The sequence below is a fragment of the Streptomyces sp. RLA131 genome, assembly GCF_056270125.1.
Map to the genome: position 1 here is coordinate 3,672,794 of NZ_JBWDOQ010000002.1, position 17,509 is coordinate 3,690,302.

A 17,509-nucleotide genomic window follows, 5' to 3' on the forward strand; every position below is an offset into this window, starting at 1 on the left:
GGACCGTCCTGTTCGGAGGGGACCGGGGGCCGGGACCGCGGGCCGTGGTCAGGAGCCGAGGATCCGGCGCTTCTGCTCCTCGAACTCCGCCTCGGTGAGCACCCCTTGGGCCTTGAGGTCCCCGAGCTGCTTCAGCTGGTCGATCTTCCTGTCCATGTCGTCGCCCGGCGGCGCGGACGAGGCGGCCGAGGCGGGCGCGGCCGGCGAGGCGGGCGGCGCGGACTGCGGGGCCGCCTGCGGATGGTCCTGCTCGGCCCACCGGCCCTGCTGGCGGCGGCTCACCCGGTTCGACACCGCGGTCGCCGTCCCGGCCACCACGGCGGTCCGCGCGACCCCGCGAAGAAGACCTGGCATGGCGCTCTCCCTTCGTCCCTCCCGTTCGTCCCTCCCGTTCCGTCCCTGTCCATTGCAGCACCGGGTGGATCCCGTCGCACATCGGCCGGCCACCCCGACGGCCCAGCACACCGGGCCGCGGCGGCCCTCCGGTGCTTTCGTGGTGGGGCGGATTCCGCCGGTTTCCGCCGTCGGCACCCCCCTCGGGAGACACTCGTGCAGACCAGCGGCAGTGACCGTCCTCAGCCCCTTGCCCTTCCCCTGCTCAAGGGGCAGAAGGCCCTGGTGACAGGCGCGAACTCCGGCATCGGCAAGGCCACCGCCATCGGTCTGGGGCGGGTCGGCGCGGACGTGGTGGTCAACTACGTCGCCGGGCGGGAGTCCGCCGAGGAGGTGGTGCGCGAGATCGAGGGCTTCGGGGTCCGCGCCTACGCCCACGAGGCGGACGTGTCGCAGGAGGACCAGGTCGCCGGCATGGTCTCCCGGATGGTCGAGGAGTTCGGGACCATCGACGTCATGGTGGCCAACGCCGGGCTCCAGCGCGACGCCGCCGTCACCGACATGACCCTGGCGCAGTGGCAGAAGGTGCTGGACGTCAACCTGACCGGCCAGTTCCTGTGCGCCCGCGAGGCGGCCAAGGAGTTCGTGCGGCGGGGCGTCGTGCCCGAGGTCTCCCGTTCCGCCGGGAAGATCATCTGCATGAGCTCGGTCCACCAGCTCATCCCCTGGGCCGGCCACGTCAACTACGCGTCGTCCAAGGGCGGTGTGCAGATGCTGATGGCGACCCTCGCCCAGGAACTGGCGCCGCAGGGGATCAGGGTCAACGCCGTCGCCCCGGGGGCCATCCGCACGCCGATCAACCGCAGCGCCTGGGACACCCCGGAGGCCGAGTCGGAGCTGCTCCGCCTGGTCCCCTACCACCGCGTCGGCGACCCGGACGACATCGCGAACGTGGTCGCCGTGCTGGCCTCCGACCTGTTCGACTACGTCGTCGGGACCACGGTCTACGTGGACGGCGGCATGACGCTGTTCCCCGGCTTCGCCACCGGCGGCTGACCCCTTCCGCCGGCCCTCCGGCCCCCCTCAGCCTCACCCGCCCTCCCGCCGTCCGGTACGAGCCACCGAGGCCCATGTGAACAGCGCGATCGAATTCCTGGCGGACGCCCCACCCCAGCTGCTGCCGGCGCGGGAGCTGATGGCCTTCACCCTGGCCTGCCACATCCTGCTCGTGCCCTTCGGCGTGGCGCTGCCCGCCATCACCCTGCTGATGCACCACCGCGGGCTGCGCCGGGGCGACCCCGTCGCCCTGCGGCTCGCCCGGCGCTGGTCGGCCGTGATGGCGGTGCAGTTCGCCATCGGGATCGTCACCGGCACCGTGCTCTCCTTCGAGTTCGGTCTGCTCTGGCCGGGCATGATGGGCCGCTGGGGCGATGTCTTCGGGCTCGGCTTCGGCATCGAGGCCTGGGCGTTCTTCCTCGAAGCGGTCCTCATCGCGATCTACCTGTACGGCTGGCGCAGGCTCAAGCCGTGGACGCACTTCTGGCTCGGCCTGCCGCTGCCGCTGGCCGCGCTGATGGGGGCCTTCGGGATCGTTGCCGCCAACTCCTGGATGAACACCCCGCGGGGCTTCACCGTCGACGCGTCCGGCAGGCCCGGGAACGTCAACGTCCAGCAGGCGGTCTTCACCCCGATGTTCGGGCCCGAGTACTGGCACTTCGTGGCCGGCGTGGTCCTGACCGCGGGATACGTGGTGGCCGGGGTGTACGCGGTCGGCTGGCTCCGGGGCCGCCGGGACCGCTACCACCGGCTCGGCTTCACCGTGCCGTTCACCGTCGCCGCGATCCTCACCCCGGTGCAGTTCATGCTCGGGGACTCCATCGCCCGCTCGGTGTTCCACAAACAGCCGGTGAAGTTCGCGGCCACCGAGATCGTCTGGAAGACCGACACCCACGTACCGGAGTACATGTTCGGCCGGCTGCACCCCGACGGGACGATCTCCGGTGGGCTCAGGATCCCCCAACTGGACTCCATCCTGGCCGGGTTCAGCCCCGACACCAAGGTGACGGGCCTGTCGTCGGTCCCCGCGGCCGACCGCCCGACGGCGACCCAGGCCACCATCGCGCACTGGGCGTTCGACATCATGGTGACCGTCGGCAGCCTGCTCGTCCTGCTCGCGCTCTGGTACGGCTGGTGCTGGCTGCGCCACCGTGACCTGCCCCGGTCGCCGTGGTTCTTCCGGTGCGCCGCCGTCGCCGGCGCCGCCTGCCTGCTGACCGTGGAGTGCGGCTGGATCACCACCGAGGTGGGCCGGCAGCCCTGGATCGTCTACCAGCACATGCGGGTCTCCGAGGCCGTCACGCACACCCGTGCCGCCGCGCTGTGGACCATGCTCGGCATCGTCGTGGTGGTCTACGTCCTGGTGCTGGGCTCCTTCCTGGCCATCGTCACGCGGATGAGCCGCCGCTGGCGGCTGGCCGACGAGGGCCGGTCCCCCGGGACCGTGAACGGGGAAGGGACCGGCGGCGGGACCGGCGGCGGAAGCGACGACGACCTGGAGGACGCCACCCCCTACGGCCCGCGCCCGTTGTCCCCCACCAAGGACGGAGCCCGCGAATGATCGAGGACATCGTCGCCTGGGTGCTGCTCGCAGCGGTGGCCGCCTACGCGTGCGCCGGCGGCGCGGACTACGGAGCCGGCTTCTGGGACCTCTTCGCGGGCGGCCCGGAACGCGGCAGACGACCCCGGTGGCTGATCGACCACGCCATGGAACCGGTGTGGGAGACCAACAACGTCTGGCTCATCTTCGTCCTGGTCATCATGTGGACCGGCTTCCCCGTCCTGTTCCAGACCGTCTTCACCGCCATGTGGCTCCCCCTGGCCCTCGCGGCCGTCGGACTGGTGCTGCGCGGTGCCGGGTTCGCCCTGCGCAAGCCCACCCGGCAGCTCGCCCGCCGCCGGATCTACGGCGCCGTGTTCGCCGTCTCCTCGCTGCTGACGCCCTTCTTCCTCGGCGCGGCCGTCGGAGGACTGGCCACCGGCCGGGTGGCCCCGGGCACCGAGGCGTCCGCCGACGCCTGGTCCAACGGGACGTCCGTACTCGCGGGGCTGCTCACCATCGCCGCGACCGCCTTCCTCGGGGCGGTGTTCCTCACCGCCGACGCCCGCCGCTTCGACGCCCCCGACCTCGTCGGCTACTTCCGGCTGCGGGCCTGGTGCAGCCTCGGCGTCATCGCCGTACTGGCGGTCGTCGGCCTCGTGGTGACCCGGGACGACGCGCGCTACGTCCACGACGGGCTCACCAGCGGCATCGGGCTCGCCCTGGTCCTGGTGGCCGCCGTCAGCGCGCTGGCCACCGCCGCGCTGCTGTACCGCGCCGCGACCGGATGGGCGCGGGTCACCGCGGCCGGCAGCGTGGCCCTGGTCGTCGTCGCCTGGGGGCTGGCCCAGCGGCCGTACCTGATCCCCACCTCACTGACCGTCTCCGACGCGGCCGGCGCCTCGACCACGCTGCGCTGGCTGATGCTGGTCACGGTCATCGCGGTGGTGCTGGTCGGCCCGCCGCTCGTCCTGCTCTACCGGCTGGACACCCGCGGCGTCCTCCAGCCCCTCACCGAGTCCGACCTGCGGCAGACCGCGCCCGGCCGGGACCCCGGGCCCGGGGACGGCTGACCCCGCGGTCAGTGCTCCGTGGCGTCGAGCGCGGCCAGGACGGCCTGGACCGGAATCCGCCCGGAGGCGACCAGTTGCGCACCGCCGCGCCGCAGGGCGGCGGCGAAGGGCGCGGCCCAGGTGTTCTCGTAGACCAGGATGCCCGCGGAACTGCCGGGTTCCAGGGCGGCGCCCGCCTCGTCGATGTCGTCCTGGCACAGCAGCCCGGAGGACGCGCCCTCGAAGACGGCCAGGTCGAGGGCGCCGTCCCCGGTGAGGTCGGCGATCGCCAGGCCCACCACGGTCCCGTCGGGCTCCTTGTGCACGAAGGTCAGGTCGAGGATACGGATCAGGCCCCGGTCCACCAGATCGACCAGCAACGGGAAGCCCTCGCCCGTCATCCGGCTGCCGGGGAACTCGACGACCACGTAGTCGATCGGTCCCATGTCCTGGAGTTCATCGCTCACGGCTCGCCCCTGTGGTCGCGGCTGTCCCCGTCTGCCATTGCATCACCGCGGCCGGGCCCCCGCACCTCGGTACGGCGTTCACCCGCCGGGCCCCGTCCGGGTCGCGTGATCGCCGGCGGCCGGATCTCCTGTAACGGCGTAGGGCCTGCCTTCCCGGGCGGCCGCCGTGCTGACGAAGGAGAGCGCCATGACCGACAGCGCGCCCCCGCCGGAACCGTGGCGGCCTTCCGCGGGGGCGTCCCGTGACGACGCGCCGCCGGCCCGGGAGCGCGGTGAACTGGACGAGCTGCGGCACCGGGTGAGCGCCCTGGAGGGCGCCGGGCCGCCGCGCGAGCCGAGGCACTGGTTCCGGTCCACCGGCTCGTTCCTGCTGATCCTGCTCGCCTCGCTGCTGTCGCTGCTGTCCGTCGTCGCGGTCTGGGCGAACAGCATCGTGCGCGACACCGACCGCTATGTGGCCACCGTGGGGCCGCTGGCGAGCAACCCGGACGTGCAGAAGGCGATCACCAACCGGGTCACCACCGTGGTCCTGGCGCAGATCGACGTGAAGGCGCTGGTCGACCAGCTGTCCAGGGCGGCGACGGGGCGGGGCGCCCCGCCGGAGGCGGCCAAGCTGCTCGGCACGCTGAGCGGCCCGATCACCAGCGGCCTGAAGTCCCTGGTCAGCAGCACCGTCGAACGGGTGGTGTCCAGCAAGACCTTCGACACCGTCTGGGTGAACGCCAACCGCGCGGTCCACAACTCCCTGGACAAGGCCCTCACCGGGGAGGCGGGCGGGGCGGTGTCCCTGAAGAACGACCAGGTCGCCATCGACGTCGGACCCGTCGTGGCCAAGGTCAAGGACCAGCTGGTCGGTGCCGGGTTCGGGCCGGCCGCGCGGATCCCGGCCGTCCACACCGACTTCGTGGTGTTCGCGTCGAAGGACATCGGCACGATCAAGACGTATCTGAGGCTGCTGGAGATCCTCGGCGGCTGGCTGCCCGTCATCGCCGTGCTGATCGCCGCCGTGGGGGTGTACCTGGCCGCCGACCGCCGCCGGGCCCTGATCGGAACCGCGCTGGGCGTGTTCGCGGCCATGGTGGTGCTCGGCGTCTCGCTCACCGTGGCCCGGGCCGTCTACATCGACCACCTGCCCGTGGGTTCCTCCGAGGCCGCCGCCGGCGCGGTGTACGACGCGCTGGTGAGGTTCCTGCGCGCCGGGGTGCGGGCGGTCGGCGCGCTCGCGCTCGCCACGGCGGCCGGCGCTTTCCTCGTCGGCCCGTCCCGGGTCGCCGTCCTCACCCGTACGGTCTGCCGCAGCGGCATCGGCGCGGTCCGCGGAGTGGCCGTGGGGGCGGGGCTGCCGCTGAACGCGGTGGGCCGGTTCGTACACCGCTTCAAGGAGTGGATCGGCTGGCTGATCCTGGTGGTCGCCGCGATCGTCCTGTTGACCTGGAACTATCCGACGACGGCGGTCGTGGTGTGGACGGCGGTGATCGTGCTGCTGGCCTTCGCGATCCGCGAGTTCCTGGACGCCGCGCCGGACGCCACGACCGGCGCCACGACCGGCGCCACGCCGGGAGCGTCCGCCGGGCCGCCCGCCGTCACGTCGCCCGGCGCGCGCTGACCCGGCGCCAGATCGCCCGCTGGCACTTGAGCGTGCCGGTCCCGACCAGGATCAGGACGACGATGTTGAGCAGCAGCTGCAGCAGCGAACCCCACGCCTCGCTCCAGCTGCCGAAGGCGCAGGACACCCCGATGTCGGCCCCCGCCGGAATGGTGGTGACCGAGATGAAGACGCCGAGCAGCGCGCTGGTGCGGGCCTCGGTCAGCGAGACGATGCCGACGACCCCGGCCAGCAGCGCCACCACCACCGAGAAGAAGTTCGGGGTGTTGATCAGATTCGAGACGGGCCGCAACCCCAGTTCGAAGGCCTGCGGCTGAAGTCCGAAACCGCGGACCAGCAGACCGAACAGCAGGGTGGCCACCACGGCCAGCGTGAAGCCGGTCAGCAGGGCCGTCAGCCCGCGCCGCACCCGGCTGCCGGAGCGGCGGTCGATGCCGAGGGCGACGCTGGTGATGGCCCCGTACTCCGGTCCGACCACCATGGCCGCCACGATGAGGATCTGGGAGTTGGTGAGGATGCCGACCGCGCCGATGAGCCCGGCGACGACAAGGAAGAGGTAGAAGCTCGGCGGGTACCGGCCCTCGGCCCGGATCCGGGCCTCCACCTGCTCCCACACCGGCGCGCGCAGCCGGGCCCCGAGCTCCTCGGCCCCCGCCCTGGCCGCGCGTTCGGAGAAGACCATGTCGACCGGGTCGAGGACGATGGAGCCGCGCTGCTCCAGCCCGAGGTCGCGCAGGCCGCGCAGTACGTCGTTCGCGGCTCCGGTCAGCACGTCACAGTCGACGGCGTCACCGTCGGGATTGCGTACGGTGCCCCGTCCCAGGACGAGGTTGAGTACGCACGGCTCGGCACCCAGCAGGGCCATGGTGCGCTCCGTGAGGTCCGGGGGGCACACCGCCCGGACATGGATCATGTCCATTGCCTTCATTAACCCGGCGGTTCCCCGGCCCCGCAACCCGGCGGCGGCCGGGCGGCTGACCGGGGCCGCCCGGCGCGCGGAATCGCGGCGGCTGCCGGAGGGTGGGGGCATGCCGACGCCCGACGAGCTGAGCGAGGCCGAGTTCCGGTCGCTGTACCGGCACCTGCGCGCCCGGTCCCCCGGCGGCGCGGCGCCCCGGGGTGCCCTGGACACCATCGGCCCGGAACAGGTGCTGGCCGCCGTCCGCGAGGTGCGGACGGGACGGACGATCACGCTCGCCGCCCCGGTCAGCACCCGTTCCGGACCCGACAACGCCCAGCCGGCCGAGCACCGGCTGACCGCCCCGGCCGGCGGCGAGCCGGGCCCGGACGGGCTGGACTTCGCCCGGGACCGCTTCGCGATGAACATCCACGGCGACGTGGACAGCCACATCGACGCACTGTGCCACGTCATCTACGACGGCACCCTGCACGGCGGCGTACCGGCCGCGGAGGCACTGTCACCGGACGGGTCGAGCGCGCTGTCCATCGACCTGGCCCGCGACGGCATCGTCGGACGCGGTGTGCTGCTGGACATCCCGCGGGTGCTCGGCCTCCCGTGGCTCGAACCCGGGACGCGGGTGACGGCCGAGGACCTCAGCGCCGCCGAGGCACGCCAGGGGATCCGGGCCGGGCGGGGCGACATCCTCCTCGTACGGGTGGGACACCGGCGGCGGCGCGAGGAACTGGGGCCCTGGGACAGCGCCGTCGCACGGGCCGGGCTGCATCCGACGGCGATGGAGTTCCTGGCCGAGCGGCAGGTCGCGGTGCTCGGCAGCGACGGCAACAGCGACCCGGCCCCCAGCCCGGTGCGGGGCGTGGCGTTCCCGGTGCATGTGCTCGCCGTCCACGCGATGGGCCTGCACCTGCTCGACTACCTGCGCTTCGAGGACCTCGTGCCGGTCTGCGCGCGCGAGGGCCGCTGGTCGTTCCTCTGCGTGATCGCCCCGCTGCGGCTGCCCGCGGCCACCGGCTCGCCCGTCAATCCGCTCGCCGTCCTGTGACCGGCCCGAGTCGCCGGACCGGTCCGCCGGGGATACGTTGAAGTACCAGAACGGATGCCCAATTCCCCCGGCAGGACCGGAGCGTGCTCCGAGAACGGTGGGCGGTATGGCCGACGCGCACTACGACGTCATCATCATCGGTACCGGGGCGGGCGGTGGCACTCTTGCCCACCGGCTGGCGCCCACCGGAAAACGGGTTCTGCTCCTCGAACGCGGTGACTACCTCCCGCGTGAACGTGACAACTGGGACTCCAGGGCGGTCTTCGTCAAGGGCAAGTACCGGGCACCGGAGTTCTGGTTCGACAAGCACGGGAACAGCTTCCCGCCCGAGGTCAACTACTACGTGGGCGGCAACACCAAGTTCTACGGCGCCGCCCTGTTCCGTATGCGGCCCGAGGACTTCGGCGAACTCCGGCACCACGACGGCCTCTCCCCCGCCTGGCCGCTGGACTACCAGGACCTGGAGCCGTACTACACACAGGCCGAGCACCTCTATCTCGTCCACGGCCGGCACGGCGAGGATCCCACCGAGGGAGCCGCCGGCGCCCAGTACGCGTACCCCCCGGTGGAACACGAGCCGCGGATCCAGCAGCTCAGCGACGACCTGGAGAAGCAGGGGCTGCACCCCTTCCACCTCCCGATCGGCGTGAACCTCACCCAGGACGAGCACGGCCGGGCCACGCACAGCAGCGTCTGCATCCGCTGCGACCGGGTCGACGGCTTCCCGTGCCTGGTCGGCGCCAAGTCCGACGCCCAGGTCATCTGCGTGGACCCGGCCCTGCGCCACCCCAACGTCGAACTGGTCACCAACGCCGACGTCACCCGGCTGGAGACGGACCCGGCCGGGCGCAGCGTCACCTCGGTCGTCGCGACCCTGGGGGACGGCTCCACCGCGCGGTTCGGCGCGGCCGTGGTGGTCGTCGCCTGCGGTGCCGTCAACTCCGCGGTGCTGCTGCTGCGTTCGGCGTCCGACCGGCATCCGAACGGCCTGGCCAACAGCTCGGACGTGGTGGGCCGGCACTACATGCGGCACAACAACACCGCTCTGATGGCCGTGTCCAGGGAACCGAACGGCACCCGCTTCCAGAAGACCCTGGCGCTGCACGACTGGTACCTGGGGGCCGACGACTGGGACTACCCCCTCGGCGGGATCCAGATGCTCGGCAAGTCCGACTCCGAGCAGATCCACGGCGAAGCACCCCGCTGGGCCGGAGCCATCGCCCCCGACATGCCGTTCGAGGTACTCGCCCACCACGCCGTCGACTTCTGGCTGTGCGGGGAGGACCTGCCCGACCCGGACAACCGCGTCACCCTGGACGGCGACGGCGGCATCCATCTGGCCCTCGACGAGAAGAACAACACCGCCGGGCTCAAGCGCCTCCAGCACAAACTCCGCGGCATGCTCGGCCGGCTGGGCATGCACCCGGACCATCTGCTGCCGCACAGCATCTATCTGCACAAGGGCATGCCCATCGGGGCCACCGCCCACCAGGCGGGCACCGTCCGCTTCGGCCGGGACCCGGCCGACTCCGCCCTCGACGTCAACTGCAGGGCCCACGACCTGGACAACCTCTACGTCGTCGACACGAGCTTCTTCCCGAGCATCGGGGCGGTCAATCCCTCCCTCACCGCCATCGCCAACGCGCTGCGCGTCGGCGACCACCTCGCGGAACGGCTGCGCTGACCACCGGCGTTCGGAAAGGGCCGGGCCAGGGACGGACAGGGACAGGGACAGGGAAACGGACAGGCAGGCGAAGGAGAGCACCATGCACCGCTACCCGCCCATCGCCGATCACGGGCTCATCGGGGACCTGCAGACCGCGGCCCTGGTGTCGTCCCAGGGTGTGATCGACTGGTTCGCGGCGCCCCGCTTCGACTCCCCCAGTATCTTCGCCTCCCTGCTCGACCACGACGGCGGCGGCCACTTCCTGCTCGCCCCCGACCACCCCGAGGGGAGCTGGCGGCAGCTGTACTACCCGGACACCGCGGTGGTCGTGACCCGCTTCATGTCACCCGACGGGGTCGGCGAGATCATCGACCACATGCCGGTCCTGCCCGGCCCCACCGCGACCGACCGGCACCGCGTGGTGCGCGTCGTACGGGCGGTGCGCGGCACCGTGCGCTTCCGGCTCGAATGCCGGCCGCGCTTCGACTACGGGCGGGCCGTCCACGAACTCGACGTCACGACCCACACGGCGACGTTCCGGACCGCCGGGATGACCGCCCACCTCCAGGGCACGATCCCGCTCGACCGCGAGGAGCAGGACGTCCGGGGCGCCGTCACGCTCAACGCCGGCGAGTCGGCGGCCGTGGTGTTCACCGTGTGCGCGCCGGACGGGGAGGTCCCGGAGCCGCCCGACACCCAGCAGATCACCGAGGAGCTGTGGGAGAACGTCGACTTCTGGCAGCGGTGGGTGCGCACCTCGAACTACCGGGGCCGCTGGCCCGACATGGTGCACCGGTCGGCCATCACTCTCAAGCTCCTCACCTACGCCCCGTCGGGCGCGCCGGTGGCCGCCGCCACCATGGGTCTGCCGGAGCAGGTGGGCGGCGAACGCAACTGGGACTACCGCTACACCTGGGTGCGCGACGGGTCCCTGTCGGTGCGGGCGCTGCTCGACCTCGGCTTCGTCGAGGAGGCGGCCCGCTTCACGCACTGGCTCGGCGACCGCCTGGCCGCCCACGACGGGCCGGGCGGCGAACCCCTGCAGATCATGTACCGGGTGGACGGCGACCCCCATCTGACGGAGGAGATCCTGGAGCACTTCGAGGGCTACCGGGGCTCCTACCCGGTACGGGCCGGCAACGCCGCGTCCGACCAGCTCCAGCTCGACATCTACGGCGAGGCCCTCTACGCCCTGGCCGAGGGCCGCGCCATCGGCGAGCAGGCGGGCTACCACGGGTGGAAGGGCCTGGCCGCGATGCTGGACTGGCTCGCCGACTCCTGGGACCGGCCCGACGAGGGCATCTGGGAGACCCGCGGCGGCCGCAAGGACTTCACGTACAGCCGGGTGATGTGCTGGGCCGCCTTCGACCGCGGCCTGAAGCTGGCCGCCGAGTTCAGCCGGCCGGCCGACACCGTCCGCTGGACGCAGGCCCGCGACGCCATCCTCGAACAGGTCATGGAACGCGGCTGGAACGAGAAGGAACAGGCGCTGGTCCAGCACTACGGCGGCGACGTCCTGGACGCCTCGCTGCTGCTCGCCCCCCGGGTCGGGTTCCTGTCCTCGCGCAGTCCGGGCTGGCTCAACACCCTGGACGCCATGGACCGCGTCCTGGTCTCCGACAGCCTGGTCTACCGCTACGACCCCCAGGCCTCCCCCGACGGTCTGCGCGGCTCCGAGGGAACGTTCAGCCTGTGCACCTTCCTGTACGTCGACGCCCTCGCCCGGGCCGGCCGGCTCCCCCAGGCCCGCTACACCTTCGAGAAGATGCACACGTACGCCAACCATGTCGGCCTCTTCGCCGAGGAGATCGGCCCCAGCGGCGAGCAACTGGGCAACTTCCCGCAGGCCTTCACCCATCTGTCGCTCATCATGGCCGCGACGACACTGGACGAGGCCCTCGACGGGGCCCGCGACCAGGCCCTCCACGGGGTCGCGGCAGGCACCGGGGCCACCCGCGGACCTCTTCGCTGAACGGGGGGATCCCCGGTCCCTGCGGCAGCAGCTCCGTCACCACGAACGCCACCACCGCGGCGATCGCGATCACCGGCACCGTTTCCGAGTTGCCCACCATCAGCACGACCAGCACCACACAGCTGACCGGCAGCCGCAGCGCCGCGGCGGACGCCGCCGCCATGCCCGCCGCCATGGCCGGCACCACGCCGAAGCCCGGCAGCGGCGCGAGCAGCGCCCCCGTCGCCCCGCCCAGGAACAGCGCGGGGAAGACCGGGCCGCCGCGGAGGCTGCCCAGGCAGAGCCCGTACGCGACGGCCTTGAACACCAGCACCGCCACCAGTGCGCCGACCGGCCAGCTGTGCGGGTGCGCGGCCAGATCGCCCAGGGTGGCCTGTCCGGACAGCGCCACCTCCCCCGGCGAACGGCCGGTGACGAGCGCGTAGAGGGTGGCGCAGCAGGCCGCCGCGAGCGCGCAGAGCACGGTGTTGCGCAGCGGGTGCGCGACCACGAAGCGGGCCGCGATCCGGCCGCCGACCAGGATCCAGTGCACGGCCGCCCCGATCACCACCGCCATCAGGACCGACCACACCACGTCCCCGGTGTCGATCAGGGGCGGGGCCGGCAGCCCGACGGCCAGACTGCCGGTCCGCAGCCCCGTCCAGTGGCCGAACCCGGTGAAGACGATGGCCCCGACCCCGCTGGACAGCAGGGCCGGGAGCATGACCGCGAACAGCTGCGGGCCGCCCACCCCCGCCACCTCCATCAGCAGCACCGCCGCCACCAGCGGACTCCCGAAGATCGCCGAAATGGCCGAGGCGGCTCCCGCCGCCGCGAGCACCGCCGTACCGGCCTCCGTCACCGGGGCCCGTACGAGGTCGCGGAAGGCCAGCGCCAGCCCGCCGCCCAGCGCGATCAGCGGCGCCTCCGGGCCCAGCACCGCGCCCAGCGGCAGGCTCGCCAGCGCCGCGAGCACCACGCCCGGGACCGCGGCGCTGGTCGCCCCGCCCGAGTGCAGGCCCGCCGCCGGGACATGGCCGCCCCGGCCCGGGAACCACAGCACGACCGCGGTCACCAGCACGCCCGACAGCAGCGCCGGCGGCAGCGGCCACCACCAGGGCGGATCGGCCCAGCCCAGATGGTGCGGCCAGTCCACCCACACCAGCCGCTCCAGCTCATGGAGCAGCACGAGGAACCAGAACGCCACCAACGACACCGGAATGCCGATCAGCCCGCTGAACAACAGCCCCCGGCGGTAGGCGGACTGCCGCAGCATCGCCCGCAACTGGTCCGCCTCCTGCGGCTGGTTCCCCGGCCCGGCACCGCGCTTCGACTCGCTGATGGCACCTCTCCCGTCCTGCCTCCGACCCCTCCCGCCCACGGCCGCCACCCCGGCAGCGCGACCCTACCCACCCCCTCCCGCACCGCCCCCACGAGCCACGCCCCCAGACCCGGAAACCCTCTGTGTGGCCGAGCCGCCCGCCCGGGCTCGGACAGGGTTGGTTCACCGGGTCCGTCCGGTGGCCGTTTCGTCCTCGATCGCCGCCCGGACAGCGGCCCAGTCAGCGGACGCGGGCTCCCCGGCGCCGGCCCCGGCGTCGGTGCGGGTACCGGTGGCGGTGTCCTTGAAGCCGCTGGAGGTGGCCACGCACACCACCGGCCCCCTGGTGGCCCGCGGGCGGGCGGCGAGATGACCGGCGAGACCGGCGGCGGCGGAGAGTTCCGTCCACATCCCCTGGGTGGCCAGCCGCGACCGGGCCTCCGCCAACTGCCCGTCGGTGACGGTCAGAGCGGCGCCGCCGCTCTCCCGCACGGCGACCCGGCCCCGGTAGCCGCTGACCGCGCAGGCGATGCCATAGGCATCGGTCGGAACGTAAGGGACCTGCGCGGTGGGGCGGCCGGTACGGAACGCGGCGGCAAGCGCACCGGTGGCGGCCGGGCACCCGCTCGTAGGCGTACTCCACCTCCAGCGGGTACGCCGTCGCGTCGGTGGAGGTACGCGGGCACCCGGCGGTGAGGGGTGGCCACAGTGGGTAACGGATGCGGGGGTCTCCCAGGGACCGCCGGGCGGTGGCAAGTGACGCCGTTTCGGGCGTGGTTGGCCGATCCATGGCCGGAATCACGGCAGACCTTCCGGTGCGCGTGGTCCGTCCCCGCCGCCGGGTGCGCGGCCCGCGCCACACCCTCGACGCCAGGGCCGGGTCACCGCCGTCACCGCCCGCGACCGGACCGAGAGCTACGCCTACCACGCCGCCGGAACCAGTCGGCCGCCCAGTGGCCCGCCCAGTGGCCCGACACCCTCCGGCCGGCCGGCACCCGGGGCGAACGCCGTTACGAAGGCCCCCGGATCACCACCGCCGGAAACATCCGCCACAAGCACGACGCGCTCGGCCGCACCGCCCTCCGGCGGCGCAACGGCTGTCACTACGGCCGCCGAGCCCCCTACTGGGCCCCCGAGGCCGACCTCTCCCCCTGGCAGCCCCTCCCGCCGCCGCCCCCGGGCTCGCCGGCCTGGACCCTCTGACCCGGCGCGGCGAGCGACAGGGCGCCCGGGGACAGGCGCGCTCACTCGGTGCGCAGCGCGGTGGCGGTGCCGGTTCCGGCGGCCCAGCCGGCCGGGAGGAGGGCGCCGGCCACCGCGATGAGCAGCCCGCCGAGGGTGAGCAGGGCGAGTTGCGGGGCGTGGTAGACGGCGACGAAGGAGGCGGGCAGGGTCATGCCGACGGCGTCGCCCATGAACGGCATGACGTAGGCGTGCAGGGCCACCCCGGCCGGGACGGCGACCAGTCCGGCGAACAGGCCGATTCCGGCGACCGAGGTGATGACCATGGTGACGGTCTGGCGGGGTGTCATCCCCAGGGCCTTGAAGACGCCGAGGTCGTGGATCCGGTCGCGGGTGTCGAGGACGACGGTGTTGAGGACACCCAGGCCCGCGACCGCGACGAGCATCAGGGTGAGCGTCCCGATCAGCGCGTCCATGGCCGCGATCACGCTGGAGGTGCCGCCGGTGTTGGCGCGGGCCACGGCCCCGGCCGGGTCCAGCCGGGCGTTGAGCGAGGCGAGATAGCCCGCGAGGTCCGTGCCGGGGTCGGTCTCGACGTTGAACCGGGACGGTTTCGCGTCGAGTCCCAGGCCGGCGAGGGTCGAGGTCCGGGTCAGCAGTTCCATGCCCTCGCCCTCGGTGAAGAACGCCTCGCCGACGATCCGTACGGAGGCCCGCCGGCCGTGCTCGGTCAGGGTCACGGTGTCCCCGACGTGGATGCCGGCGGCCCGCAGGAACCGGGTGGTCACCACCGCCTGGCCGGGGCCGGTGAGCCAGCTGCCCGACACCATCCGGGGCGCGCCCCAGGACGCATCACCCTGGTAGGCCACGACAGTTGTCGGGCCGGTGATGCCGGACGCGTTCACCTGGGTGTGGGTGGTGCCGTAGAAGCGGCCGGTCCCCCGCTGCGCGCGGAGGGCGGCGGTGACCTCGGCCGGGTCGGCCGTCGGCGTGTCCGCCTCACCGGCGGCGTGGACGACCTCGGCGCCGGGCGGTCCCTGCCCGCCGCCGGTCTCCACCACGACCGAGCCGGCCGAGTCGAGCATGCGGCCCGACTGGACGGCCCCGAGCGTCAGCGCCAGCCCCACCCCGAAGGTGACGGTGACGGCGCCGAAGGCGACCGCGGCGGCCATCGCCGACGAACGCCCCGGGCGGGCGAGCGGGTACGCCAGCCCGAGTCCGACCGCGCGCGGCAACGGCAGCCGTGCGGTCAGCCGCCCCACCCGGCGCCCGCGCCCGCGCCCGGCGTCGGAGTCGGCCGTACGCCCCACGGTGATCGCCTCGACGGTACGCAGCCGGCCGGCGTGCGACGCGGGCGCCAGGGCGGTGCCGGCGACCAGCGCGAGAGCGGCGGCGGGCACCACGGCGTCGATCCACCAGGGAATCGACGAGGACGCGGCCCCGTAGGCGGTATCGACGTCGCTGAGCACCGGAACGGCCAGCAGATTGCCCAGGACCACCCCCAGGGCGCAGCCGATCGCCGCCGGGATCAGCGCCTGCCCGACGTAGGCACGGACGACCTGGGCCGGGGTGAAGCCGAGGGACTTGAGGATGCCGATCCGCCGGGTCGCGGCGCCGACCGCGCCGCTGACCACGATGCCGATGACCAGCATCGACATGAGCAGCCCGAGGACACCGAACGCGGCCACGAAGGGCACGAACACCATCGTGTTGGAGGTCGCCCGGAGTCTGACGGTGAGGAAGGACCGCGATCCGGTCATCGAGCCCCTGGGCACGGCCGCCGTGATCGCGGCACGGCCGGCCGCCACCCGGGCGTTCGTATCCGCGTGGCGGAAGCGGTAGAGCATCTCGTACGCGGGTGTGCTGCCCTTCGCGGTCAGTGCCTCGGCCTGCGCGGGGGTCACCCAGGCCTCGGCGGTGCCGGTGACCGACCGGGCCAGCCCGACCACGGTCAGCGTCGGACTGCCCGGCAGGTCGGGGAAGTCCAGCCGCGCGCCCGGCTGCAGGGGGAGCCCGTCGTAGGCCAGCACGATCTGGCCGGGCCGGGTGGCCCAGGTGCCCGCGACAAGGCTGAGAGCGTCGACCTGCCCTCCGGCATCCGCCCGGCCGGCCACGGTCAGCGGCGGCAGCTCGGTGCCGGCCGGGAGCGCGTCGGAGTCCGTGGCCGTACGCGGGCGCAGTGACAGGGTCCGGAAGGGTCCGGCCGCTGCGGTCACGCCGGACGCGTGCGCGGTGGCCGCGAGTTCCCGGGCGGTGACCTTCGCCCCGTCGAACTGCCCGGTCAGATGGGCGCCGTTCTGCTTGGCGAAGGCGTGGTCGAAGGGCGCCTGTGACGCCACGAGCAGCCCGGCGGCCAGGACCGACGCGGTGACGGCCATGAGCGTGGTCAGGATCATGACTGCGGTCTGCACGCGCCGCCGCCCGACTCCGGCGCGTACCACCCGGCCCAGGGCGCTCATCGGGTCACCGCCGCCGGGTGCCGGACGTGCTGGACGTCCCGGACGATCCGGCCGTCGACCAGCTCGACGGTGCGCGTCGCGCTGGACTCGGCCAGGCCCAGATCATGGGTGACCAGCACGATCGTCTGGCCGTCCGCGTTGAGTTCGGCCAGCAGCCGCCGGACGTCCTCGCCGGAGGCGGTGTCCAGCGCGCCCGTCGGCTCGTCGGCCAGCAGCAGCGCCGGGCGGTTCATCAGCGCCCGGGCGACCGCGACCCGCTGGCGCTCCCCGCCGGACAGCCTGCCGGGGTGGGCGCGGGCGTGCCGGCCGATGCCGAGGGACTCCAGCAGGCCGGCGGCGCGGGTACGGGCCGCGGCCCGGGGCATTCCGGCCAGCTGGGCCGGCAGCAGCACGTTGTCGGTGACGGTCAGGTCGTCCAGGAGGTTGAAGAACTGGAAGACCATGCCGATCCTGGCCCGCCGGTACTTCGCCGACGCGGCCTCCCCCAGCTCGTCCACCCGCAGCCCGTCGACGGTGACACTGCCCGTGCTCGGCCGGTCCAGTCCGGCGATCAGGTTGAGCAGCGTCGACTTGCCGCTGCCCGACGGCCCGAGCACGGCCAGCGCCTCCCCGGCGCGCACGCTCAGCGTCACGCCGTCGAGAGCGGGTGGCCCCTCCCCGTACGTCCTGCTCACCTCGCGGATGTCGATGAGGGGTGCTGCCGTTGCCGTTGCCGTTGTCGCTGTCACGGGGCCTCCACAGGCGGGTGGTCGACGATGCGGCCCGACGCTAGGCCCGGGCCGGTGCCCGGGGCGTCACCCGTGGTGGCCAAGTCGGCTACCGCGCCGGGACGACCCGTCGGGCATGTCATCCCCGCGATGTACGCGGACGGTGTAGCGCCCGTCCGCACCGGGAGGGATGTGGCCGGGCCCGAAG

At 73.3% G+C, this 17,509-nt stretch carries 14 protein-coding genes; 7 read left to right on the forward strand and 7 right to left on the reverse strand.

Annotation, left to right across the window (positions count from 1 at the left end; genetic code table 11):
• Positions 1-48 precede the first annotated feature (48 nt).
• The gene (locus RWE79_RS17585) at positions 49-354 is read right to left on the reverse strand and encodes an SHOCT domain-containing protein (RefSeq protein ID WP_475941030.1); all 306 of its coding nucleotides are present in this window, start codon (positions 352-354) and stop codon (positions 49-51) included.
• A gap of 195 nt (positions 355-549) precedes the next feature.
• Between RWE79_RS17585 and RWE79_RS17590 the strand changes: the two genes are divergently transcribed.
• The 3 genes from RWE79_RS17590 to RWE79_RS17600 all read left to right on the forward strand — a co-directional run bounded on the left by RWE79_RS17590 (position 550) and on the right by RWE79_RS17600 (position 4,002).
• A complete protein-coding gene (locus tag RWE79_RS17590) occupies positions 550-1,389 on the forward strand; it encodes an SDR family oxidoreductase (protein WP_475941031.1) in 840 nt (279 codons plus the stop codon).
• 139 nt (positions 1,390-1,528) lie between these two features.
• The gene (locus RWE79_RS17595; protein WP_475945888.1) at positions 1,529-2,950 is read left to right on the forward strand and encodes a cytochrome ubiquinol oxidase subunit I; all 1,422 of its coding nucleotides are present in this window, start codon (positions 1,529-1,531) and stop codon (positions 2,948-2,950) included.
• Positions 2,947-4,002 carry a cytochrome d ubiquinol oxidase subunit II gene (locus RWE79_RS17600; protein WP_475941032.1) on the forward strand — a complete coding sequence of 352 codons (1,056 nt, stop codon included), beginning with the start codon at positions 2,947-2,949 and terminating at the stop codon, positions 4,000-4,002. Before RWE79_RS17595 ends, RWE79_RS17600 begins: the two co-directional genes overlap by 4 nt.
• 8 nt (positions 4,003-4,010) lie before the next feature.
• Here RWE79_RS17600 and RWE79_RS17605 read toward each other — a convergent pair whose 3' ends face one another.
• The gene (locus tag RWE79_RS17605; protein ID WP_475945890.1) at positions 4,011-4,427 is read right to left on the reverse strand and encodes a DUF6325 family protein; all 417 of its coding nucleotides are present in this window, start codon (positions 4,425-4,427) and stop codon (positions 4,011-4,013) included.
• Between the two features lie 208 nt (positions 4,428-4,635).
• On the opposite strand from RWE79_RS17605, the gene RWE79_RS17610 reads away from it, so the two are divergent.
• Positions 4,636-6,054 (forward strand): hypothetical protein, encoded by a 1,419-nt coding sequence (locus tag RWE79_RS17610; protein ID WP_475941033.1) that lies wholly within the window; start codon positions 4,636-4,638, stop codon positions 6,052-6,054.
• Here RWE79_RS17610 and RWE79_RS17615 read toward each other — a convergent pair.
• Complete coding sequence (locus tag RWE79_RS17615) at positions 6,032-6,973, reverse strand: DUF389 domain-containing protein (protein WP_475941034.1); 942 nt, start codon at positions 6,971-6,973, stop codon at positions 6,032-6,034. The genes RWE79_RS17610 and RWE79_RS17615 overlap by 23 nt on opposite strands.
• Before the next feature lie 109 nt (positions 6,974-7,082).
• On the opposite strand from RWE79_RS17615, the gene RWE79_RS17620 reads away from it, so the two are divergent.
• The 3 genes from RWE79_RS17620 (at position 7,083) to RWE79_RS17630 (ending at position 11,653) form a co-directional block, all read left to right on the forward strand.
• Positions 7,083-8,015 carry a cyclase family protein gene (locus tag RWE79_RS17620; RefSeq protein WP_475941035.1) on the forward strand — a complete coding sequence of 311 codons (933 nt, stop codon included), beginning with the start codon at positions 7,083-7,085 and terminating at the stop codon, positions 8,013-8,015.
• 106 nt (positions 8,016-8,121) lie between these two features.
• Positions 8,122-9,699: a GMC oxidoreductase gene (locus RWE79_RS17625; protein ID WP_475941036.1), complete on the forward strand. Its 1,578-nt coding sequence runs from the start codon at positions 8,122-8,124 to the stop codon at positions 9,697-9,699.
• An 82-nt stretch (positions 9,700-9,781) separates the two neighbouring features.
• Complete coding sequence (locus RWE79_RS17630; RefSeq protein ID WP_475941037.1) at positions 9,782-11,653, forward strand: glycoside hydrolase family 15 protein; 1,872 nt, start codon at positions 9,782-9,784, stop codon at positions 11,651-11,653.
• On the opposite strand, the gene RWE79_RS17635 is transcribed toward RWE79_RS17630, so the two are convergent.
• From RWE79_RS17635 to RWE79_RS17650, 4 genes are all read right to left on the reverse strand, one after another.
• Positions 11,550-12,908: a chloride channel protein gene (locus RWE79_RS17635; RefSeq protein WP_475945892.1), complete on the reverse strand. Its 1,359-nt coding sequence runs from the start codon at positions 12,906-12,908 to the stop codon at positions 11,550-11,552. The genes RWE79_RS17630 and RWE79_RS17635 overlap by 104 nt on opposite strands.
• Before the next feature lie 228 nt (positions 12,909-13,136).
• A complete protein-coding gene (locus RWE79_RS17640) occupies positions 13,137-13,709 on the reverse strand; it encodes a pyridoxal-phosphate dependent enzyme (RefSeq protein WP_475941038.1) in 573 nt (190 codons plus the stop codon).
• Between the two features lie 488 nt (positions 13,710-14,197).
• Positions 14,198-16,594 (reverse strand): ABC transporter permease, encoded by a 2,397-nt coding sequence (locus RWE79_RS17645; protein ID WP_475941039.1) that lies wholly within the window; start codon positions 16,592-16,594, stop codon positions 14,198-14,200.
• Complete coding sequence (locus RWE79_RS17650; protein ID WP_475941040.1) at positions 16,591-17,322, reverse strand: ABC transporter ATP-binding protein; 732 nt, start codon at positions 17,320-17,322, stop codon at positions 16,591-16,593. The genes RWE79_RS17645 and RWE79_RS17650 overlap by 4 nt, the downstream gene beginning before the upstream one ends.
• Between the last annotated feature and the right edge of the window lie 187 nt (positions 17,323-17,509).

Coding starts and splice junctions, on each gene's coding strand:
- RWE79_RS17585 (WP_475941030.1), bottom strand. CDS start 354: ATGCCAGGTCTTCTTCGCGGGGTCGCGCGGACCGCCGTGGTGGCCGGG.
- RWE79_RS17595 (WP_475945888.1), top strand. CDS start 1,529: ATGGCCTTCACCCTGGCCTGCCACATCCTGCTCGTGCCCTTCGGCGTG.
- RWE79_RS17600 (WP_475941032.1), top strand. CDS start 2,947: ATGATCGAGGACATCGTCGCCTGGGTGCTGCTCGCAGCGGTGGCCGCC.
- RWE79_RS17605 (WP_475945890.1), bottom strand. CDS start 4,427: ATGGGACCGATCGACTACGTGGTCGTCGAGTTCCCCGGCAGCCGGATG.
- RWE79_RS17610 (WP_475941033.1), top strand. CDS start 4,636: ATGACCGACAGCGCGCCCCCGCCGGAACCGTGGCGGCCTTCCGCGGGG.
- RWE79_RS17615 (WP_475941034.1), bottom strand. CDS start 6,973: ATGGACATGATCCATGTCCGGGCGGTGTGCCCCCCGGACCTCACGGAG.
- RWE79_RS17620 (WP_475941035.1), top strand. CDS start 7,083: ATGCCGACGCCCGACGAGCTGAGCGAGGCCGAGTTCCGGTCGCTGTAC.
- RWE79_RS17625 (WP_475941036.1), top strand. CDS start 8,122: ATGGCCGACGCGCACTACGACGTCATCATCATCGGTACCGGGGCGGGC.
- RWE79_RS17630 (WP_475941037.1), top strand. CDS start 9,782: ATGCACCGCTACCCGCCCATCGCCGATCACGGGCTCATCGGGGACCTG.
- RWE79_RS17635 (WP_475945892.1), bottom strand. CDS start 12,908: ATGCTGCGGCAGTCCGCCTACCGCCGGGGGCTGTTGTTCAGCGGGCTG.
- RWE79_RS17645 (WP_475941039.1), bottom strand. CDS start 16,594: ATGAGCGCCCTGGGCCGGGTGGTACGCGCCGGAGTCGGGCGGCGGCGC.